We start from the raw sequence: 20,623 nt of genomic DNA, 5'->3' as shown, positions 1-20,623 counted from the left end.
GTATCCCTGTAAGTATATGAAACAAAAAGAGAATTGATGTAACTGATATGTGTCGTATAGTGCGCGTGACGAGGCGGAGCCCTGAATGACACCGATTGACGACCACCCCCTTCGCTATGCGCTGGCCAATGAACTGCACGCACGACCATTCCCGGTTGCGTCTATGCCATGCACAGTGGTTTTTTTAGCAATCAAGAAATCCGAGGCTGCGGTTGCGCGTGATCGTAGTCAGGATTTGGCCCATTTGATCAATCTTCTGGATCGCCATGGCGCGCAGCATCCTCAGCCTGATGCCACGCATTACGCCGGTCAGATCGGTCGGCATTGGCTAAAATGGGAGCAACACACAGAGTTTGTCACCTACACGGCAATCGCGCAGAACGTGAGTGACCGTGCGTTCAACCCGGCCGATTTCGAAGTTTTTCCTCTTGATTGGTTGATGGCCAGTCCGGGCCAAAGGGTCACATCTGTGATGGTTCGTGTCGTAGAGCGCGAAAGTGACGACGCGATTAAGTCCAAATTGCTGGACTGGTTCGAGCCTGAAAGCCTGGCCGTGGCCAGGGTATTGGATGATGCCGCCGTATGCGCCAGCGATTTTCGCATCGATCCGGCAGGCCATATGCGGTTTGCTTTGTTCGTGGCCGAAGGAACAGGTCGCCGCCGAACGGGGCGAATTGTCCAGCGCTTGTGCGAAATTGAAACCTATAAGGCGATGTCCATGTTGGGTTTTGCGCGCGTTAAGCAGTTGATGCCGCGTATCGGAGAGTTGGATGGGCAGTTAACCCGGTTGATGGGACAGATGACCGACAACTCGGCGCAGCCCGACTCGCTTTTGCAGGATCTGCTGTCGACGTCGATTGAACTTGAAACTCTGTCAGCCCGGTGCTCGTTCCGGTTCGGGGCAACGGGTGCCTATGAAGCTATCGTCAATCAGCGGATTGAAGTGTTGCGGGAAGAGCGGTTCCAGGGCGGTCAGAACTTTGCCGATTTCATGATGCGGCGCTATGACCCTGCGATCCGGACAGTTAAGTCCACTGAACGCCGTCTTCAGGCTTTGTCTGACAGGGCTATCCGCGCGGGCGAGTTGCTGCGAACCAGGGTAGATGTGGAACGCAGTGCGCAGAACCAGGCGTTGTTGGAAAGCATGGACCGTCGGGCGGACCTGGCCTTGCGGCTGCAGCATACTGTCGAAGGGCTGTCCGTTGTTGCCATCAGCTACTACGCGGTTTCATTGGTGAGCTATCTTCTATATCCGCTGACGGCTTCGGGCATTAGCAAAGGTATGTTGACGGCAGCGGTTACAGTTCCCGTTGTGGCCGGAGTATGGTTCGCAATCCGTCGGATCCGCAAGCGGCTTGGTTGAGCGGCAATTGCCAAATTCGGCTGGACCTGTAGAACGGGGGACGTTTGGCGAGCGACGCGAGGGTTTCCTGTGATTTCTTTAGGTGCAGCATGGCGGGCTGTTGCCGCCATGTTCATTCTGAATGGTGCTTTGTTCGGGATATGGGCCTCGCGCATTCCTGCCGTGCGCGACCGGTTGGGCCTGTCTCATGAAGAATTGGGCTACGGGTTGCTGTTCATGGCGGCTGGTGCTGTATGTTCTTTTCCCATCACCGGGCGGCTTACGGATCGGTTCGGCGCTGTTGCTATCACCCGCGTCATTGCGATGCTCTACACCTTGTCGCTAATCCTGCTGGCCATGGCCTGGGGATTTTGGGGGCTGGCGGTCTTTCTGTTCATCTTTGGTGCTTTCCATGGCTCCATGGACGTGGCGATGAATGCCTGGGCGGCAGAGGTCGAACAGGCATATGATAAGCCTGTGATGTCTTCATTCCACGCGATGTGGAGTCTGGGTGCGGGTCTTGGCGCGCTGAGTGGATACGCTGCTGTTCAGATGGGGCTGAATGTGCTTATGCACTTCTTGCTGGCAGGGGGCGTCGTCGTTGGACTTGCGCTGGCCTTGTCCTGGGTGCGCTGGACTTCAAAACGTTCGGATCGCGGGCAGGGATCCGTTTTTGCATTGCCATCCGGTATATTGGTGTTGGTAGGGTTTACGGCATTGTGCGGGGCATTGGGCGAAGGTGCCGTTGCAGATTGGAGCGCGATCTATTTGCGTGACATCACGGACGCAACTGAAAGCGTTGCGGCCCTGGGATATGCCGTCTTTTCTGTGACAATGGTAGCGTTTCGCCTTGCCGGTGCTTTTGTCATTGAACGTTTCGGCCCGGTTGCCACAGCGCGCTGTGGCGGGCTTTGCGCTGCTCTTGGCGTGTTTGCCGTTGTGTCAGCGACGGATCCTCTGCCCGCCTTGGCTGGTTTTGCCCTGATGGGTGTGGGCTATGCCGTGATTATGCCGCTGGCGTTCAGTCGGGCTGCAAGTGACCCGGATGTGCCGCCGGGGCAGGCCATCGCCAGTGTTGCAACTTTGGGATATGGGGGGCTGTTGATCGGGCCGCCATTGATCGGCTTTTTAGCGGAATTGTTTGGCCTGCGTCTGGCATTCTCGGTGTTGTTGCCGCTGGCGGTCCTGATCATTCTATTGGCCGGCGCGCTAAGGCGCGCCGACTGAGTGTGATTTAACGCCCGCGAATGCGCGGATCCAGCGCGTCGCGCAGACCGTCGCCCAGGTAATTCACGCTGAGCACGGTCAACGAGATTGCCAGACCGGGCCAGAACACGCGTTCAGGGTATTGCTGCAAGTAGTCGACACCGTCGAACAGCAGGCGACCCCAGGTCGGGAAATCAGGCGGGAAGCCCAGACCAAGGAAGGACAGTGCGCTTTCGGTGATGATCGCCGTGGCAATCCCCAGCGTCGCGGACACCATGATCGGCGAAAGCACGTTGGGCAGAATATGCCGTGTGATGATCTGACTGTTGCTGGTGCCGATAGAGCGCGCCGCCAGAACGAATTCACGTTCCTTGATGGCCAAAACGTCGCCCCGCACGATCCGGGCGGTTGGCATCCAAGAGGTGATGCCGATGGCGCAGACAATCAGGATGAAAATTCCACGCTCCAACCCAAAGGCAGCCGATAAAGGCTCGCGGAACAGAAGCATCATGACCAACAGCAGGGGCAGCAGGGGCAGGGCCAGGAACAGGTCCGTCAGGCGCATCAGCGGTCCGTCAAGCCGTTTGAAGAACCCGGCCAAGACACCGATAAACGACCCCAAGAACAGCGCCAGAAGCATTGCCGTGATGCCCACCGAAACCGAGGTCTGCCCGCCCGACATCATGCGTGCCAGAATGTCCCGGCCCAACTGGTCGGTTCCAAACGGATGTGCCCAGCTTGGCCCCTGATTGCGCGAACGGATGTCGATCTGCGTTGGATCAATGCTCCATAGGAACGGCCCCAAGTAGACGCCAGCCACAATGAAGATGAACAGGATTGCACCGATCATCGCGCCCTTGTGGGTTTTGAACTGATCCCACACATCGCGCCATTGGCTGCGGGGTGGGGTGGCCAGTTCCTCCATCACGTCAGCGGTTGGCAGCGCGGTGGAAGCAGGTGCCAATCCTTCATCCGGGATCAGCGTGTCTGATTTGTCGGTATCAGTCATAGCGAATCCTCGGATCCAGAATGCCGTAAAGAACATCGGCGATCAGGTTGAACAGCACGATCAGCACGGCAAAGATGAAGGTCAGGGTTTGCACCATCGGCAGGTCGTTGGCCTGAATTGCGCCGATCAGCAACTGTCCGATGCCATTCACCTTAAACACCTGCTCGGTGATGATAGCGCCGCCGAAGATGGCCGGGATACCCAGTGCAATTACGGTGACCACGGGGATCATCGAGTTGCGCAGGACGTGAACCATAACCACGGTGTATTCGCTAAGCCCTTTGGCGCGGGCGGTGCGGACGTAATCCTGATTGAGGTTGTCCAGCATCGAGGCGCGCATGAAGCGTGAAAGCTGTGCCGTGATTTGCAAGGCCAGAACCATGACCGGCATGATCATCTGTTTCAGCTGTACAACAAAGCTGTCCCAACTGTTGACCACATGGGTGGTGTCATAGATCGACGGGAACCACCCCAGCTGGACCGAGAAGATCACGATCACCAGAACGCCCGAGAAGAAGGGCGGCACCGAAAAGCCAACCATCGACACGAAGGTGCCCATCTGGTCGAACCACGAATACTGGCGATAAGCAGAATAGATGCCGATGGGCAGGGCGATCAGGATGGCGACCACATAGGCGGTGCCGACAACCCACAGAGTCTGCGGGATACGCTGAACGACGATGTCCATAACGGGCGAGCGGGTCTGCCACGAAATCACACGCAGGTCACCTTCGGAAAAGGTGGTGCCAAACATGTGGTCGATCAGAACCTGCGGTTCGATCCAGAAGAATTGCACGATCCATTTCCAGAACCGGATATGCATGGGTTGGCCAAGGCCAAGCGCTTCGCGCATCTTCTCTTTGACTTCGGGCGGGACGGTAAGCGGGACCTGCGCCATCGGGTCGCCGGGGGCAAGCTCGAGTAGCAGGAAAATGACGAGGCTGATGAACAGCAGCGTGGGTACGGCCAGCACCAGTCGTCTGATTGTAAAGTTGAGCATTCAAAGGCGCCTTTGTTGATGCGTCTTTTTGTTGGAGTGGTCTGCAAATGACCGCGCCCCGATACGTCGGGGCGCGGCTTTGCAAGACTAATGCTTAGGAACCGGTCTTGCGGTACCAGTCCGCAATGTTCCACAGCTCGCTGTCCCAAACGTTCAGGACAACGCCACCCAGCGTGTTTGCGTGCGCCGACAGACGACCACGGTGGACCAGCGGGATCATGCCGCCGTTCTGAACCATGATGTCGTTCAGTTGCTTCGCAATCTCAGCGCGGGCTTCCAGACCAGCGGTTTCGGCCAGCTGACCATGCAGCTTGTCGAACTCTTCGTTGCAGAAGCGGCTGATGTTTTCACCCTGCCACTGGCTTTCCGGCTTCGGTGCTTTGTCGCACAGGCCGTTGCCCAGGTAAGACTGCGGGTCAGTGCCGTTGAAGGTGTTGGCGTACATTTCAACGTCAGCATAGAACTTCTGGAAGGTGTCAGGCGAACCCGGGTCACCACCAAAGAAGACCGACGCGTTGATGTTGCGCAGTTCGGTTTCAACACCGATCTGGCTCCACCATTCCTTGATCAGCGCCTGGAAGTCCTGACGAACGGCGTTGGTCGATGTCTGATAGACAATTTTCAGCGGAACGCCGTCTTTTTCGCGAACGCCGTCACCATCGGAGTCAACGATGCCAGCGTCATCCAGCAGTTTCTTCGCGCCTTCGATATCCTGCGTGTCGCAAGTCATTGAAGTCGAGTTGAACGCAGCAGGAGCCGGAACCCAGTTACAGGTCACTTTACCCGCCTGGCCATAGCCGATCTCAACCAGCAGCGGGCGGTCGATTGCCATGGACAGGGCCTTGTAGACCGCAGGGTCTTGCAGGAACGGGTGCGGATGTTTGGCCGTCGAACGCTCGCCTTCCGGCAGGTCCGGTGACGGGTTGGTCTGGTTCAGCATGATGCGCTCGACCAGCGGACCAAAGCCTGCAACCGGAGTACCTTTGCCGCCTTCCTGCATCTGAGCAATCACTTCAGGCGCCAGCTGTAGGTTCCAGGCATAGTCAAACTCGCCTGTCTCCATTACGGCACGACCCGCCGCAGTTGCGTCGCCGCCACCTTTGAAGGTTACGGTCGCAAAGGCCGGTTTGGCCGGATCACGATAGTTGTCATTGGCTTTGAAGGTGATCACGTCGTTCGGTTTGAACTCGGTGACGACAAACGGGCCGGTTCCGATCGGGTTGAAGTTCTGATCGGTACACTCAGGCGCTTTTGCACCCACACAATCTGCGAACTGAGCCGCTTGAATAATCGGGCTCTCGCCACCAACAAAGGGTCCGTACGGGAACGGGGTGGGCGCATCGAAAGTGACCTTAACGGTCAGGTCGTCCACCGCCTCAACCGAAGTTACACCTTCGAATTTTGTAACCTGTGCGCAGCCGCCTTCGGGGTGCATGCAGTAGTCAGCAGTGAATTTCACGTCTGCCGAAGTAAATGGCGTGCCATCCGACCAGGTGATTCCAGGTGCGATTTTCCACGTGATCGAGGTCAGGTCTTCGCTGACACCACCGTTTTCAACAGTCGGGATTTCAGAGGCCAGGAAAGGAACCATGTTGCCGTCTTGGTCATAGCGCGCCAGCGGTTCGATCACCAAAGAGGCTGATTCCACATCTTTCGTACCACCCGACAGGAACGGGTTCAGGATCGACGGAGCTTGCCAATAAATGATGCTGACGTTGCCGTCCGATCCCCGCTCGGCAAAGGCCATCGGAGCCATTGCCGTGCTTGCAATCGCACCAAGCAAAAGGGTTTTAATTTTCATAATTTACTCCCGAATTGGACACGTTTGTGTCTCGATTATTTCCGCATGGCCTGCGGACTTGGCGTTGCCGCTTTGGGGCAAGGTTTTGATCGATAAAGATAATAGCGCTAACGTTTTTCAGCGCGCGCTCTCCCCAAAGCAGTTACGAGGGGTATCGAAACAGAACTTGCAAAAAATGCAAGTGGTGCCGTCGCGAAAATGTGTAATGCGTTTGACTTTTCCCGGTAGCCCGCCGTAGCGTTCGGCACTCAGAACAAAAATGACAACGTCAGGGGAGCGTGCGCGTGCTGGATCAGCCTATTGCACAAATCAAAAAACTGCGGGTGGAATTTCAGACCAAGGACGGCCCTGTCGTTGGCGTCGAAGACGTCTCGTTCGAGGTCAATCCGGGCGAAACCGTTTGTATCGTTGGTGAATCGGGCTCTGGAAAGTCGGTGTCATCGCTGTCTCTGATGCGGTTGGTCGAGTTCGGCGGGGGCGAGATTGCGGGTGGCGAACTGCTGTTTGATCGCCGCGATGGCGAAGAGATGGACCTTTCCAATGCCGACCAGGATCTGATGAAACAGATTCGCGGAAACGAGATCGGGATGATCTTTCAGGAGCCGATGACCGCCCTGAACCCGGTGTTTACTGTCGGCCGCCAGTTGACCGAAGGGCTGCGCATCCACAAGGAGATGTCGAAAGCGCAGGCTGAAGAAAGGGCATTGGAACTGCTGCGTCAGGTTCGCATTCCGGAACCCGAACGCCGCCTTAAGCAATACCCGCACGAGCTGTCCGGTGGGATGCGCCAGCGTGTGGTCATCGCGATGGCCATGGCGTGCGAACCGCGCCTGTTGATCGCGGATGAACCCACCACGGCTTTGGATGTGACCATTCAGGCCGAGATTCTGGCTCTGATGGACCGTCTCAAGCGGGAAACCGGCACAGCAGTGATGTTCATCACCCACGATATGGCGGTGGTTGCCCAGATGGCTGACCGCGTGGTGGTTATGTTCCGCGGCAACAAGGTCGAAGAGGGTACCGTCAAGGAAATCTTCGAGAACCCGCAGCACGACTATACCAAGGCCCTTCTGGCCGCGGTGCCAAAGCTGGGTGAGATGCGGGGTAAATCCGCACCCGAGCCCATGAAGCTATTGGGGGTGGAGGGGCAGAATATTGCCCCCATCCCCGGCACCGAAGAGGTTCTGCTGACCGTCAAGAATCTGACGACGCGTTTTCCGGTCAAAGGCGGGCTGTTGCGGCGCACGATTTCGAACGTCCATGCAGTTGAAGACGTCTCATTCACGCTGAACAAGGGCCAGACCCTCAGCCTTGTGGGTGAATCCGGGTGCGGCAAATCCTCGGCCGGACGCTCGATCCTGCGGCTGGTCGAGCCCATGGCGGGTGAGGTCAATCTGGACGGCGTCGACGTCATGAAGCTGGATCCGTCCGGCCTGCGCAAGGCGCGGCTGGACATGCAGATGATCTTTCAGGATCCCTTCGCGTCGCTGAACCCGCAAATGCAGTTGGTGGATCAGGTGGCTGAACCGATGCGCAACTATGGGGTTGCGTCTGGATCAGAGCTGCAAGACCGCGTCGCACAGCTGTTCGACAAGGTGCAGCTGCCCCGCAGTTTCATGCGCCGTTTCCCGCATGAAATGTCAGGTGGTCAGCGTCAACGGATCGCCATTGCCCGGGCCTTGGCCCTTAACCCAAAGCTGATCATCGCGGATGAAGCCGTTTCGGCCCTCGACGTATCGGTGCAGGCACAGGTGCTGAACCTGATGATGGAACTGCAATCCGAGCTGGGCCTGTCCTATCTGTTCATCAGCCACGATATGGCCGTGGTTGAACGGGTCAGCCATTATGTCGGGGTCATGTATCTGGGTCGCATCGTCGAGCTTGGCCCACGCGCCCGGGTCTTCGAAAACCCCCAGCATGCCTATACGCAGGCGCTGATGAAGGCAGTTCCGATCGCGGACCCCAACAAGCGGAAGTCCGAAAAAGACCTGAACTTCAAGCCGATTCCGTCTCCGATTCATCCTGTGGGCCACACGCCGAAACCTTCGCAATATCAAGAGGTGGAGCCGGGTCACTTCATCCTGACGACGGACAGCGGATACTAATACCAATGGCAAATCGCCTGACGCCGCTTGAGATCATGACCAAGCTGATCTCTTTTCCAACCGTAAGCCGCGAAACCAATCTGCCACTGGTGGATTGGGTTGAGGAATACTTGCTAGGTCACGGGATTAAACCGCATCGCTGGCCCGACCCGGATCAACCGCACAAGGCTGCGATCTTTGCGCATGTTGGTCCAATCGAAGAAGGCGCAGTGGTTCTGTCTGGTCACACTGACGTCGTGCCGGTGGATGGTCAGCCGTGGGATACGGACCCCTTCACCGTGACCGAGAAAGACGGCAAGTATTTTGGGCGGGGCACGTGCGACATGAAGGGCTTTGACGCTTTGGCCATTTGGGCCCTTGTCGAAGCGCATCACGCTGGGGTCAAACGGCCATTGCAACTTGCGCTCAGCTTTGATGAAGAGGTCGGCTGCACTGGTGCGCCGCCTATGATCCAGGCGATGCAGGAAGTTCTGCCCAAAGGATCCGCCGTGATCGTGGGTGAACCATCCATGATGCAGGCCGTGACAGGGCACAAAGGTGGTTTTGGCTTTGATACCCACATCACGGGATTCGAAGTTCATAGCTCGATCATGCACACAGGCGTCAACGCGATCATGGAGGCGGCGCCTCTGATCAATTGGGCGAACCAGCAGAACGCAGCAAATATGGCGGCGGACCCCAGCCCGGTTGCCGCCGTGTTCGATCCGCCATGGACGACCTGCCATGTTGGCATGATTGAAGGTGGCACAGCACACAATATCACCGCCAAGGACTGTAAGTTCATGATGGATTTCCGAACCGTGCCGGATGAATCCAAGGCGCAATGGCAGGATGCTTATTTTCAGCAGGTCCGCGCGATTGAGGCCCGTATGCAGCAAGTGCACCCCGAGGCCCGTATCGAACTTTCCGAAAACTTTTCTATCCCGGGACTCGTGCCTGAACAGGATGGTGAAGCGGAAACTCTGGTGCGCGCGTTGACGGGCGACAATGCCAGCCATGTAGTCAGCTATGGAACCGAGGCAGGTCAGTTTCAGGAAGCTGGTTATTCGGCGGTGATTTGCGGCCCCGGCGATATTGCGCAGGCCCATCAGCCGAACGAGTTCATCTCGGTCGCGCAGTTCGAAGCTGGACAAAAGTTCATGCAGCGCTTGGTTGAAAAGCTGGGCACCTGATCCGACGTAAAGCGGTAAACGCAGCCGAAGGGGAGGTTTTGAGATGCCGGTAAAAAACAGACTTGCGGAAATGCATGGCGAGATTACCAAGTGGCGCCGTTATCTACATGCACATCCTGAGCTTATGTATGACGTTCACGAAACCGCAGCATTTGTTGCAGACCGTCTGAAAGAATTTGGCGTAGACGAGATTACTCCGGGGATTGGCAAAACTGGTGTTGTTGGAGTGATCAAAGGGCGCACGGATACGCAGGGGCGTGTCATTGGCCTGCGGGCAGATATGGATGCGCTGCCGATTGAAGAGGCAACGGGGCTGGACTATGCCTCAACCGTTTCAGGTAAGATGCACGCCTGCGGTCATGACGGTCACACCTCGATGCTGTTGGGGGCAGCGCAATATCTGGCCGAGACACGCAATTTCGACGGCACCGTGGTTCTAATCTTTCAGCCAGCCGAAGAAGGTGGCGCAGGTGGACTGGCCATGTGTCAGGACGGGTTGATGGAACGCTGGGGCATTCAGGAAGTTTATGGCATGCACAACATGCCCGGTCTTCCCGTGGGTGAGTTTGCCATTCGACCGGGTGCGCTGTTGGCTTCATCTGATGAGTTCAAAATTACCGTCACCGGCAAGGGCGGGCACGCCGCCGCGCCGCATGATGCGGTGGACACGACGCTGGTTGCCTCGCATATCGTTGTTGCGTTGCAATCCGTGGTGTCGCGCACGGTTGACCCGATCAAGCGTGTTGTCTTGACAGTTGGAACTTTCGAAACGGACAGTGTGGCGTCAAACGTGATTGCGCACACCGTGCGTTTACAGGGAACAGTTCGGACGCTGGATCCTGAATACCGCGCAATCGCGGAAGAGCGGGTGCGCCGGATTGCCGAGGATACGGCGTCGGCCTTTGGAGCCACGGCAGAGGTAGTTTGGGAGCCTGGTTACCCTGTGACCGTGAACTCGGATGCCGAAACAACGTACGCAGCCGAGGCAGCCCAAGCTGTCTCGGGTAAGGTCAACGACAGCACGGACCCGATCATGCCGTCCGAAGATTTTGCCTATATGCTTGAAGAACGGCCCGGAGCCTACATCTTTATCGGGAACGGGGACACGGCCATGTGCCATCACCCCGAATATAATTTTGATGACGACGCCATTCCCGCCGGCTGCAGTTGGTTTGCCGAGCTTGTGGAACGACGATTGCCCGTCGCATAAATCAGGGAGAATGACATGCCGATTAAAAACCGCCTTGCAGAGATGCACGATGAAATCACAGGTTGGCGGCGTGACATTCACCAACATCCGGAAATTCTGTATGACACCCACCGCACCAGCGCACTGGTTGCCGAAAAGCTGAAGGAGTTCGGCTGTGATGAGGTTGTCACTGGCATTGGTCGGACCGGTGTAGTCGGGGTCATTCGCGGCAAAAGCGACACGCAGGGCCGCGTGATCGGGCTGCGCGCGGACATGGATGCGCTGCCGATGCAGGAACAAACCGGGTTGGACTATGCCTCGAAAACAGAAAACGCGATGCATGCCTGCGGTCATGACGGGCATACGGCCATGGTTTTGGGCGCAGCGAAATACCTGTCTGAAACCCGCAATTTCGACGGAGCCGCTGTGGTGATTTTCCAACCCGCCGAAGAAGGCGGCAATGGCGCAGAAGCCATGTGCAAAGACGGTTTGATGGACCGGTTCGGCATTCAGGAAGTCTATGCCATGCATAATGTTCCGGGTTTGCCCACCGGACAATTTGCGATCCGGTCGGGGCCGTTGCTTGCGGCAGCGGATGAGTTCTCGATTCAGCTGGAAGGGCGGGGCGGTCACGCGGCGAAACCTCATGAGACTGTGGATACGACGGTGATGATGTCGCAATTGATCGTGGCTTTGCAGACCATTGTGTCACGCAACGCAGACCCGATTCAGCAGGGCGTCCTGTCTGTAACGTCGGTTGAGACCTCGTCCAAAGCGTTCAACGTGATTCCGCAATCGGCGCAGATACGCGGTACGGTGCGCACGCATTCGAACGAGATGCGCGACTTGATTGAGAAACGCCTCAAAGAGGTCGCCGAAGGGATCGCCGCGACGTTCGGTGGTTCGGTGAACGTCAATTACACGCGCGGTGTACCGGTGACGATCAATGCTGAAGAACAGACAGGTTATGCCGAAGAGGCCGCTGTTTCTGTTGGTGGCAGTTGTGTCGAGGCTTCGATGGTGATGGGGGGCGAGGATTTCTCGTTCATGCTGGAAGAACGGCCCGGAGCCTTCATTGTTCTGGGCAACGGAGACAGCGCCGGGTTGCACCACCCGGAATACAACTTCAACGACGAGATCATCCCGATCGGGTGCTCGTGGTTTGCGGAAATGGTCGAGCGCCGGATGCCGGCGGCTTGAATTAGGAGAGAGAAGAAATGCCAGTTAAAAACCGATTTGCCGAATTACAGAATGAGATCACCGCTTGGCGACGGGATCTGCACGAAAACCCCGAAATCCTGTTTGAAACCCACCGTACAAGCGCAGTTGTGGCCGAGAAACTCAAAGAGTTCGGCTGCGATGAGGTTGTCACCGGCATCGGACGCACCGGTGTCGTGGGTGTGATCAAGGGCAAGTCGGACAGCAGGGGCAAGGTGATTGGTCTGCGCGCAGATATGGATGCGCTGCCGATTCATGAGGCGACCGGGCTGGATTATGCCTCGAAAACACCGGGTGCCATGCATGCCTGCGGTCATGACGGTCACACAGCGATGCTGTTGGGGGCGGCAAAGTACCTGTCTGAAACACGCAATTTCGACGGCACTGTGGTGGTGATTTTCCAACCCGCCGAAGAAGGTGGCGGTGGTGGCCGTGAAATGTGTGAAGACGGCATGATGGACCGCTGGAACATTCAGGAAGTCTATGGAATGCACAACTGGCCGGGTAAACCGGTTGGCAGCTTTGCCATTCGTCCTGGCTCTTTCTTTGCAGCTACTGATCAGTTCGACATCACCTTTGAAGGTCGCGGCGGGCACGCAGCCAAACCGCAAGAGACGGTGGACACGACCGTGATGACGGCGCAGGCGGTTTTGGCTTTGCAAACCATTGCGTCCCGAAATGCGGATCCGATTGATCAGGTCGTTGTGTCGGTGACGTCTTTTGAAACCTCATCAAAGGCTTTCAACGTGATCCCGCAAACTGTGCAGATCAAAGGGACCGTGCGTACCATGAGCAAGGATATGCGCGATTTGGCTGAAAAGCGGATCAATGAGATTTGTGCAGGCGTGGCAACAACGTTCGGGGGCACCGCGGACGTGACCTATATCCGTGGCTATCCGGTAATGGTGAACAGCGACGAGCAGACCGCGTTTGCAGCGGATGTGGCAAAGTCAGTGTCTGGCGATTGTGAAGAGGCCCCGTTGGTGATGGGCGGCGAGGATTTCGCGTTCATGCTGGAAGAGCGTCCAGGTGCTTATATCCTTGTGGGCAACGGCGACACAGCCATGGTTCATCACCCGGAATACAATTTCAACGACGAGGCCATCCCGGCCGGTTGTAGCTGGTGGGCAGAGATTGTCGAACAACGGATGCCAGCAGCCTGAGGCACTAGGTGGGGGCTCTGCCCCCACACCCCCGAGGTATTTTCAGCCAGATGAAGAAGGACCCTGTTAGTGCAGATCAAGCTCTGCACAGAGGGTGTCGATGACGGATTCAAGGGCATCTGACTGCGTGTTTACGCAAGATTGCGCGGCTTTTTGTGCGGATTGCAGGGCGTTCTGGTCTGACAACCAATGCGCCACGACTTGGGAGAGTTCAGCCGCGGTTTGAACCTCGATTGCGCCACCGGATTTAATCAGCGGGGCAAAGGTCTCGGCAAAGTTAAAGTAACCCGGACCCGTGATCACCGCAGCCCCGGCTTGAGCAGGCTCAAAAGGATTGTGGCCCCCGATTTCTTTCAGTGAGCCGCCGAGGAATACAATCGGGCACAAGGCGTACCAGGTTCCGGTTTCTCCTAGTGTATCAGCGACGTAAATCTGGGTGTTTTCTCTGATCAGTTCGCCCCTGGATCGGAAAGATGCAGGCATATCAGCATCTTTGATCAGCGTTGCAATGTCCTCCCGACGCTCTGGGTGGCGTGGGATCAACAGCAAGAGCAAGTTCGGCCAGCGTTCAAGCAGTGTCTTGTGCGCGGTCAGAACGGTTTCTTCCTCGCCCGCGTGGGTTGAGCTTGCAATCCAGACGGGGCGGTCTGCGATCTGCGTTTGGATGTCCTGCAATGTCGCTTGATCCACCGGCAGGGGATCGGACATTGCCTTTAGATTGGTACCCGGATGCACGCGGCTTGGTGTTGCACCGATGTCGATCAGGTTGGCTGCGGTTTTGTCATTCTGGGTCAGAAACAGGCGGAATTTGGATAAAATGAAACGCGCGGTGTTAGGGCGTTTCTTCCAGCCTCTGACAGATTTTTCAGACAGGCGGGCGTTTAGAAGTGCCAGCGGGATGTTCTGCCGATGGCTTTCCACGATCAGGCGGGGCCATATTTCGCTTTCGACGAAGATTCCCGCATCGGGCCGCCAATGAGAGAGAAAGCGAGTTACAGGGCCCGCGGTATCCAGCGGTGGGTATTGATGCCGTGTTCGGGGCGGCATGCGTTTGGCGATCAATGCGGCAGAAGTGGGCGTACCTGAGGTGATCAGGAACTCGGCATCTGGCAGACGGTCAGCCAACCGTTTGATCAGGCTGAGGACCGACAGGCTTTCGCCGACGCTGGCGGCATGAAACCAGATCAGACGCCCAGATGGACGGGGCAGGCTGGCGTGGCCAAGACGCTCTCTTTCTCGGTCTTCAGGTACATCGGCTGCGCGCAGCTTGTTGCGCACGGTTCGCCATGCCAGGGGTTGCACAAGAGCAGTAAAGCCGCAGTACAGTCTGTACAGCAGCGTCGGGCGGTCGTCTGTGCCGGGCATGTCAGCCGCCTGTATGGCTCATGTGACGGCTCATCTGGCCATCGACGGCCTGACGGGAATAGTCGAAGTCGTGGCCCTTGGGCTTGAGGTTAATCGCGGCCCGGATTGCGTCCTCTAGTGGCGCTTCGCTTTCGGGGTGATCGCGTAGTGGTGCGCGCAGATCAGCCATGTCTTCCTGGCCCAAACACATATACAGCTCGCCGGTACAGGTCAGGCGCACGCGGTTGCAGCTTTCGCAAAAGTTATGAGACAGCGGTGTGATGAACCCGATCTTTTGGCCTGTTTCCTCTAGGCGAACATAGCGGGCCGGGCCACCGGTGCGTTCGGCCAAGTCGGTAACGGAATAGTGGTTTTCGTATTCTTTGCGCACGTCCTTAAGCGACCAGTATTGATCCAGACGATCTTCGTTGCCGATGTCACCCATGGGCATGACCTCGATCCAGGTCAGGTCCATGTCGCGTTCGGCACACCACTCGGTAATCTTTGGCAGCTCGGGTTCGTTGAACCCTTTCAATGCGACCGCGTTGATTTTGATCCGCAAGCCTGCTTTTTGCGCGGCATCGATGCCGTTCAGGACTTGTTTCAAGCGCCCCCAGCGCGTGACTTTGGCGAATTTGTCATCGTCCAACGTATCCAGAGAGACATTCACACGCCGCACACCGGCGGCATAGAGGTCCTCTGAGAAGCGATGCAATTGCGAACCGTTTGTGGTCAGCGTGAGTTCTTTCAGCGCGCCGCTGTCCAGGTGACGGGTCATGGCGTTGAAGAAAGTCATGATATTGCGGCGGACCAAAGGCTCTCCGCCCGTGATGCGCAACTTCTCCACACCCATCTTCACAAAGGTCGAGCACATCCGATCCAGCTCTTCCAGCGTTAGCAGGTCTTTCTTGGGCAGAAAGGTCATGTTCTCGGACATGCAATACACACAGCGGAAATCGCAGCGGTCCGTGACTGAAACGCGGAGATATGTGATGGCGCGGGCAAACGGGTCGATAAGCGGAGCTGTCATGGCGTAATAGGTAAAGCCGGAACCGGGTCTCGACAAGGGTGAACTGTGCTTTGCGCTGGTACAGATGCGCGCAGGGCTGTAGGATTTGGGCATGAAGAAAGCACTTTTAATTCTGTGTGTGTTGGCCGCCGGTTGCGATACAGTCCGGTCCACGACCGACCGCGTATTTGGGCGAAGCGACGCACCTGCGCAAACCGTTGCGGACGTGGAGACCGCGACCGCTGTTTCCGAAGAGATTCTGGAGCCGGAACCAGTTTCAGCGCGCCCCAGTTGGGCTGGGGCCAGAACCACTATTGCCGGGTTGGGAGACCCGACCACGCCGGGACGTTGGATGCAGACACCCTTGGTCGAAAGCGAGGTAACAGCGCGCGTTGTGGTGCCAAGAACCGGGGCACAAGCCTATATCACTCTGGTTCCGATCCCTGGCCCTGCCAGCGGTGGCAGCCGGTTGTCGCTGGACGCCATGCGGGCTTTGTTGGTGCCGCTGGATGAACTGGTCGAGGTCGAGGTCTACGCCAACTGATCCTTCAGATACTTGCCGGCTTCACGGCGGGCAAATGGCTTCATCGCGTTGCCGTGTTCTTCCAGAAATGCAATCACGCGATCTGGGTCGTGTTTGGACAGCTCACGCAGCCACCAAGCTATGGACTTTTGAATAAACCAGTCGCGATCCGGGACATATCCGGCGGCCCAGCTGAGGATACGGTCGCGGCGCTGCAGGTCTTCCGGCTTGGGGTGGTTCTGTTTTGTCCAGGGCAGAGTTGCAACCAGCGCGGCGCGGCGGGTCCACATATGATCGGATCGGGTCCACTGTTCAACTTCGTCCAGTCGATCAGGGTTAGCTGAAAGCCGCTTTTGCATTGCTGTGCTGGCGTGGTCGGCGATAGCCCAGGCATCGAAATCAGGCAGCCAGCTTTGCAAAAGGTCCCAAACCGCGTCATCTGGGCGGATGCGCGCCTGAGTCAGCAACTTGGCCGCTAAAACGCGGGCTTCGTGAATGTTGGTCTGCCACAGTCCGTTTGCCACTTCGACACGCGCGGCGACGTCCAGTTCTTTTCGCCATGCTTTGCTCAGGTCGTTCAAAACGGGGTTCGCGACACCAAGATAGACGCGATCCACCTTGTGGTAGCTGGCCATTTGATCCGCACGCTCAGCGTCGGCATGGGCTTTGATTTGATCCAGGAATTCGGTGGACATCAGATCAGACCGGAACGCCGGTAGGCTTGCCGTCAATTGTCTGCCCGTTTTTCTCTGCCCAGTAGGCGCGGATATCGTTGTCGGATTTTCCGTCGACCCATTTCTGCAGTGTATCGCGGTCGGACTGGAACTCCATGAATGGAACGGCATAGCCACACGAAGTCTGAACTATTTCTATGGACTGGTCATAGATTTGCCGCGAGCTGCGATGATGTGGGAAAAGGTCAGCCAGTTCGTCCCAACCTTCATCCCCGACATGCAGGGTACGCGCCGTTCCATAGGTGCGCAGGATCAGGGGCCGGGTGCTGAACGAACACCACATCAGCGTCATACGGTTAACCTGCATCAGGTGGCCTGCTGTTTCGTTGCCACTGCCGGTAAGGTTCATCCAGACGATGCGGTTGGGCCCCAATACCCGCAGCGAGTCCATCCCTTTCGGGGAAATATTGACCTGTCCCTCAGCTCCGGCGGTGCCGACGAAGAACATATGCTGATCTTCGATGAATTTCCGGTGCGCATCTTCGAGCTGAGGGAATTGTTTGGCCATGGTTCACTCTACCGTTACTGATTTTGCCAGATTGCGGGGCTGATCCACATCAGTGCCCTTGGCGACGGCAGTGTGATAGGCCAGCAGCTGTGCAGGAACGGAATAAAGGATCGGTGTCAGATTGTGATGGACATGGGGCATGCGGATCTTGCTCCAGACGTCATCCCCGGCTTCGGCGATACCGTCATCATCCGACACAAGGATCACTTTACCTTTGCGCGCCATGACTTCCTGCATGTTCGAAACGGTCTTGTCGAACACAGTATCCCGAGGGGCCATCACAACCACAGGCATGTGTTTGTCGATCAGGGCGATAGGGCCGTGCTTCAGCTCTCCCGACGCGTAACCTTCGGCGTGGATGTAGCTGATTTCCTTCAGTTTCAACGCACCTTCCAGAGCCAGCGGATACATCAGGCCACGGCCCAGAAACAGAACGTCACGTGCTTCGGATAAGCGCTGGGCGGCTTTGCGGATCGCCCGGTTCTGGTCCAGCGCTGCGTTCAGAACGGTTGGCAATCCGCGGAGCGCCGCAGCGTGATCGGCAATTTCTTCGTCTGTCATCGTTCCCCGGTCAGCAGCGGCCTTCAAAGCCAGCATCAACAGCACGCTCAACTGGCAGGTGAAGGCCTTAGTCGAGGCTACACCAATCTCGACACCGGCATGGATCGGCAGAGCGATATCGCTTTCGCGCGCAATCGAGCTTTCCGGGACGTTCACAACTGAAACGATCTTCTCGGCTTTGCCTTCGCAATAACGCAATGCGGCCAGCGTGTCGGCGGTTTCGCCCGACTGACTGACAAACAGCGCCAGAGTTCGGTCGGTGATCGGAGGTTCGCGATAGCGGAACTCGCTGGCGATATCGACCTCAACCGGCATCTTGGCCAGTTGCTCGAACCAGTATTTGGCAGTCAAGCAGGCATAAAAAGCAGTGCCGCATGCCACCATAGTCAGGCGGTCCAGCTTGCTGAAGTCCAGATCTGTATCGGGCAACACCACCCGGTCTCCGCTGGTGGGCAGGTAGGACCGGATTGCCTCGGCCACAACGATGGGCTGTTCGGCAATTTCTTTGGCCATAAAATGCTTATGCCCGCCCTTGTCGGCGCGTGTATGATCCAGCTTGATCTTGCGCTTTTCGCGGTTGGCCAACTCGCCAGTTTCGGTGCGGATTTCCAGCGAAGTGCGGGTCAGAACCGCACGGTCGCCCTCCTCAAGATACGTGATCTGATTGGTCAACGGTGCCAGCGCGATGGCGTCAGATCCGACATACATCTCACCATCGCCATGGCCAATGGCCAGCGGTGATCCCTTGCGGGCGGCCACGATCAGGTCGTCTTCACCGTCGAACAGAAAGGCCAGTGCAAACGCCCCTTCCAACTGGTCGATAGTCTTGAACGCGGCTTCAACCGGCGACAGGCCCGCGTTGAGGTGATGCTCGGTCATCAGGGCTACGGTTTCCGTATCGGTCTCGGTCTGGAAATCGACGCCATGTTCCGCCAATTCGGCCCGTAACTCGCGATAGTTTTCAACGATGCCATTATGCACCACGGCCACAGGCCCCGCCTTGTGCGGATGCGCATTGTTGACCGAAGGCGCGCCATGTGTGGCCCAACGGGTGTGGCCGATGCCGGATTTGCCGGGCAACGGGTCATGCACCAGCAGATCGCTGAGGTTGACCAGCTTACCGACCGCGCGCCGTCGACCCAACGCGCCATCATTGACTGTTGCGATCCCGGCGCTGTCATAGCCGCGATATTCCAGCCGTTTCAAAGCCTCTACCAGAATAGGGGCCGCCTCGTGCTGCCCCAGAACACCTACTATTCCACACATAACCTCAGGCCTCTTTATCGCGGCGAGCCTTCTTCGCCTTTAACATATCAAACAATTTACGCGCATATCCGGGCTTGTTTTCCTGCTTGGCGCGGGCGACTGCCAGCGCGTCAGGGTCCACGTTCTTGGTCACAACGGTGCCCGTTGCGGTCATCGCGCCATCACCCAAGGTCACAGGGGCCACCAACATTGTGTTCGACCCAATAAAGACGTTCTCACCAATGGTGGTCTTGTGCTTCATCACGCCGTCATAGTTGCAGGTGATCGTACCAGCGCCGATATTTGTTGCAGCCCCCACCGATGCATCGCCGATGTAGCTAAGGTGGTTGACCTTGGCACCTTCGGCGATTTCAGCGTTCTTGATTTCGACGAAGTTTCCAACCCGCGTGTTTTCCGCCAACTCGGCGCCGGGGCGCAAACGGGCATAGGGCCCGATGATAGCGCCACGGCTGACATGGCATCCTTCCAGATGCGAAAACGCCCGGATCGTCGCACCACTTTCTACCGTAACACCGGGCCCGAAAACCACATTGGGTTCAATCACCGTATCGCGCCCGATCACGGTATCGGAGGCCAGATACACTGTTTCAGGGGCCATCAAGGTAACGCCCATGTCCAACAGCTCAGCGCGGGCACGTGACTGGAACACCGCATCCGCCGCGGCCAGATCCGCGCGCGAATTCACACCCAGCGTTTGTGCCTCGTCACAGGCGACGGCGGTCACGTTCAACCCACGTTTGCGCGCGATTTCCACAACGTCAGTCAGGTAGTATTCACCCGAAGCGTTGTCGTTGCTGACATCATCGATCAGTGAAAACAACAGCTGCGCGTCACAGGCGATAAGTCCCGAGTTACAAAAGGTTAGCGCCCGTTCTTCATCAGTGGCGTCTTTAAATTCGACAATGCGTTCCAGGCTGTCGCCCTTCATCACCAACCGACCATAACGTGCGGGGTCGGCAGTTTCGAACCCGAGAATGACCAGATCGTTCCGCGACCGCGCCTCGATCATCCGTTCCAGCGTGTCCGGTTGTAGAAACGGGGTGTCGCCGTAAAGAACCACAACATCGCCCTCAAACCCTTCCAGCGCTTGCCGCGCCTGAGCAACTGCGTGAGCAGTGCCTTGCTGTTCTTCCTGAACGGCGATCTGCGTCTCTTCGTCTTCGCCCTGCGCCACCTTTGCCACAGTTTCGGACCCGTGGCCGGTGACGATCACTGTACGCTCGGGCGACAGCACGGACCCGGCGCGCATCGCGTGAACAAGCATCGGCACTTGGGCGATGGGATGCAGGACTTTGGGAATATCCGAATTCATCCTGGTGCCTTTTCCGGCGGCAAGGATGACAAGGGCAATGCTCATGAAATCGTTTTCTCTTTGTGTTTTGGTGCCGACCGTTTTATCCGCTGAGGTCAAAGGCGCAAGCCGTTCGGCCATCAAACAAGATTGCCGATTGAAACAGGACACGGCGAAAACCT

General features: G+C 57.2%; 17 protein-coding genes. 8 read left to right on the top strand and 9 right to left on the bottom strand.

Annotation, left to right across the window (positions count from 1 at the left end):
* Positions 1-85 precede the first annotated feature (85 nt).
* The gene (locus ACXADZ_RS11885; protein WP_475196568.1) at positions 86-1,363 is read left to right on the top strand and encodes a DUF3422 family protein; all 1,278 of its coding nucleotides are present in this window, start codon (positions 86-88) and stop codon (positions 1,361-1,363) included.
* Positions 1,364-1,471: 108 nt separating this feature from the next.
* Positions 1,472-2,569, top strand: a complete 1,098-nt coding sequence (locus ACXADZ_RS11880) for an MFS transporter (protein ID WP_475196564.1) — start codon at positions 1,472-1,474, stop codon at positions 2,567-2,569.
* 7 nt (positions 2,570-2,576) lie between these two features.
* Here the strand turns inward: ACXADZ_RS11880 and ACXADZ_RS11875 are convergent, their stop codons facing one another.
* The 3 genes from ACXADZ_RS11875 to ACXADZ_RS11865 all read right to left on the bottom strand — a co-directional run bounded on the left by ACXADZ_RS11875 (position 2,577) and on the right by ACXADZ_RS11865 (position 6,358).
* On the bottom strand, positions 2,577-3,557 hold the full coding sequence (locus ACXADZ_RS11875) for an ABC transporter permease (protein WP_475196562.1): 981 nt from the start codon (positions 3,555-3,557) through the stop codon (positions 2,577-2,579).
* Entirely contained in the window at positions 3,550-4,557 is a 1,008-nt protein-coding gene (locus ACXADZ_RS11870; RefSeq protein ID WP_170375080.1) for an ABC transporter permease, read from the bottom strand. The genes ACXADZ_RS11875 and ACXADZ_RS11870 overlap by 8 nt, the downstream gene beginning before the upstream one ends.
* Positions 4,558-4,651: 94 nt before the next feature.
* A complete protein-coding gene (locus tag ACXADZ_RS11865) occupies positions 4,652-6,358 on the bottom strand; it encodes a peptide ABC transporter substrate-binding protein (protein WP_171092219.1) in 1,707 nt (568 codons plus the stop codon).
* A gap of 284 nt (positions 6,359-6,642) precedes the next feature.
* Between ACXADZ_RS11865 and ACXADZ_RS11860 the strand changes: the two genes are divergently transcribed.
* From ACXADZ_RS11860 to ACXADZ_RS11840, 5 genes are read left to right on the top strand one after another with little or no spacing between them, the layout of a single operon-like run.
* Positions 6,643-8,463 carry an ABC transporter ATP-binding protein gene (locus tag ACXADZ_RS11860; RefSeq protein WP_171668704.1) on the top strand — a complete coding sequence of 607 codons (1,821 nt, stop codon included), beginning with the start codon at positions 6,643-6,645 and terminating at the stop codon, positions 8,461-8,463.
* Between the two features lie 5 nt (positions 8,464-8,468).
* On the top strand, positions 8,469-9,635 hold the full coding sequence (argE, locus tag ACXADZ_RS11855; protein ID WP_475196557.1) for an acetylornithine deacetylase: 1,167 nt from the start codon (positions 8,469-8,471) through the stop codon (positions 9,633-9,635).
* 43 nt (positions 9,636-9,678) lie between these two features.
* Positions 9,679-10,845: a M20 aminoacylase family protein gene (locus ACXADZ_RS11850; RefSeq protein ID WP_475196554.1), complete on the top strand. Its 1,167-nt coding sequence runs from the start codon at positions 9,679-9,681 to the stop codon at positions 10,843-10,845.
* A 15-nt stretch (positions 10,846-10,860) separates the two neighbouring features.
* Positions 10,861-12,024, top strand: coding sequence for a M20 aminoacylase family protein (locus ACXADZ_RS11845; RefSeq protein WP_475196552.1), 1,164 nt, complete (start codon positions 10,861-10,863; stop codon positions 12,022-12,024).
* Between the two features lie 17 nt (positions 12,025-12,041).
* The gene (locus ACXADZ_RS11840; protein ID WP_171184902.1) at positions 12,042-13,205 is read left to right on the top strand and encodes a M20 aminoacylase family protein; all 1,164 of its coding nucleotides are present in this window, start codon (positions 12,042-12,044) and stop codon (positions 13,203-13,205) included.
* Between the two features lie 66 nt (positions 13,206-13,271).
* Here ACXADZ_RS11840 and ACXADZ_RS11835 read toward each other — a convergent pair whose 3' ends face one another.
* Both ACXADZ_RS11835 and moaA read right to left on the bottom strand, forming a co-directional pair.
* Entirely contained in the window at positions 13,272-14,570 is a 1,299-nt protein-coding gene (locus tag ACXADZ_RS11835; protein WP_475196550.1) for a 3-deoxy-D-manno-octulosonic acid transferase, read from the bottom strand.
* 1 nt (position 14,571) lies between these two features.
* A complete protein-coding gene (gene moaA / locus ACXADZ_RS11830; protein ID WP_171092643.1) occupies positions 14,572-15,579 on the bottom strand; it encodes a GTP 3',8-cyclase MoaA in 1,008 nt (335 codons plus the stop codon).
* 91 nt (positions 15,580-15,670) lie between these two features.
* Here moaA and ACXADZ_RS11825 point away from each other — a divergent pair, with 91 nt between their 5' ends.
* The gene (locus ACXADZ_RS11825; RefSeq protein ID WP_475196548.1) at positions 15,671-16,102 is read left to right on the top strand and encodes a hypothetical protein; all 432 of its coding nucleotides are present in this window, start codon (positions 15,671-15,673) and stop codon (positions 16,100-16,102) included.
* Here ACXADZ_RS11825 and ACXADZ_RS11820 read toward each other — a convergent pair.
* Genes ACXADZ_RS11820 through glmU form a run of 4 tightly spaced genes read right to left on the bottom strand, consistent with a single transcriptional unit; the run spans position 16,090 to position 20,507 of the window.
* Positions 16,090-16,776 (bottom strand): DNA alkylation repair protein, encoded by a 687-nt coding sequence (locus ACXADZ_RS11820; RefSeq protein WP_475196545.1) that lies wholly within the window; start codon positions 16,774-16,776, stop codon positions 16,090-16,092. The two genes, ACXADZ_RS11825 and ACXADZ_RS11820, sit on opposite strands and share 13 nt — an antisense overlap.
* Before the next feature lie 4 nt (positions 16,777-16,780).
* Positions 16,781-17,323, bottom strand: a complete 543-nt coding sequence (locus ACXADZ_RS11815) for a pyridoxamine 5'-phosphate oxidase family protein (protein ID WP_475196543.1) — start codon at positions 17,321-17,323, stop codon at positions 16,781-16,783.
* 3 nt (positions 17,324-17,326) lie between these two features.
* Positions 17,327-19,150, bottom strand: coding sequence for a glutamine--fructose-6-phosphate transaminase (isomerizing) (gene glmS, locus ACXADZ_RS11810; protein ID WP_475196542.1), 1,824 nt, complete (start codon positions 19,148-19,150; stop codon positions 17,327-17,329).
* Between the two features lie 4 nt (positions 19,151-19,154).
* Positions 19,155-20,507 carry a bifunctional UDP-N-acetylglucosamine diphosphorylase/glucosamine-1-phosphate N-acetyltransferase GlmU gene (glmU, locus tag ACXADZ_RS11805; RefSeq protein WP_475196540.1) on the bottom strand — a complete coding sequence of 451 codons (1,353 nt, stop codon included), beginning with the start codon at positions 20,505-20,507 and terminating at the stop codon, positions 19,155-19,157.
* Positions 20,508-20,623: the final 116 nt, after the last annotated feature.

The sequence above is a fragment of the Ruegeria sp. ABM4_193 genome (assembly GCF_056158705.1).
This window is presented reverse-complemented; position numbering and strand designations above follow the sequence as displayed.

Bases quoted from the DNA above. Each gene is read 5' to 3' on its own strand.
- ACXADZ_RS11885 (WP_475196568.1), top strand. From the start codon at position 86: ATGACACCGATTGACGACCACCCCCTTCGCTATGCGCTGGCCAATGAA.
- ACXADZ_RS11880 (WP_475196564.1), top strand. From the start codon at position 1,472: ATGTTCATTCTGAATGGTGCTTTGTTCGGGATATGGGCCTCGCGCATT.
- ACXADZ_RS11875 (WP_475196562.1), bottom strand. From the start codon at position 3,557: ATGACTGATACCGACAAATCAGACACGCTGATCCCGGATGAAGGATTG.
- ACXADZ_RS11870 (WP_170375080.1), bottom strand. From the start codon at position 4,557: ATGCTCAACTTTACAATCAGACGACTGGTGCTGGCCGTACCCACGCTG.
- ACXADZ_RS11865 (WP_171092219.1), bottom strand. From the start codon at position 6,358: ATGAAAATTAAAACCCTTTTGCTTGGTGCGATTGCAAGCACGGCAATG.
- argE (WP_475196557.1), top strand. From the start codon at position 8,469: ATGGCAAATCGCCTGACGCCGCTTGAGATCATGACCAAGCTGATCTCT.
- ACXADZ_RS11850 (WP_475196554.1), top strand. From the start codon at position 9,679: ATGCCGGTAAAAAACAGACTTGCGGAAATGCATGGCGAGATTACCAAG.
- ACXADZ_RS11845 (WP_475196552.1), top strand. From the start codon at position 10,861: ATGCCGATTAAAAACCGCCTTGCAGAGATGCACGATGAAATCACAGGT.
- ACXADZ_RS11840 (WP_171184902.1), top strand. From the start codon at position 12,042: ATGCCAGTTAAAAACCGATTTGCCGAATTACAGAATGAGATCACCGCT.
- ACXADZ_RS11835 (WP_475196550.1), bottom strand. From the start codon at position 14,570: ATGCCCGGCACAGACGACCGCCCGACGCTGCTGTACAGACTGTACTGC.
- moaA (WP_171092643.1), bottom strand. From the start codon at position 15,579: ATGACAGCTCCGCTTATCGACCCGTTTGCCCGCGCCATCACATATCTC.
- ACXADZ_RS11825 (WP_475196548.1), top strand. From the start codon at position 15,671: ATGAAGAAAGCACTTTTAATTCTGTGTGTGTTGGCCGCCGGTTGCGAT.
- ACXADZ_RS11820 (WP_475196545.1), bottom strand. From the start codon at position 16,776: ATGTCCACCGAATTCCTGGATCAAATCAAAGCCCATGCCGACGCTGAG.
- ACXADZ_RS11815 (WP_475196543.1), bottom strand. From the start codon at position 17,323: ATGGCCAAACAATTCCCTCAGCTCGAAGATGCGCACCGGAAATTCATC.
- glmS (WP_475196542.1), bottom strand. From the start codon at position 19,150: ATGTGTGGAATAGTAGGTGTTCTGGGGCAGCACGAGGCGGCCCCTATT.
- glmU (WP_475196540.1), bottom strand. From the start codon at position 20,507: ATGAGCATTGCCCTTGTCATCCTTGCCGCCGGAAAAGGCACCAGGATG.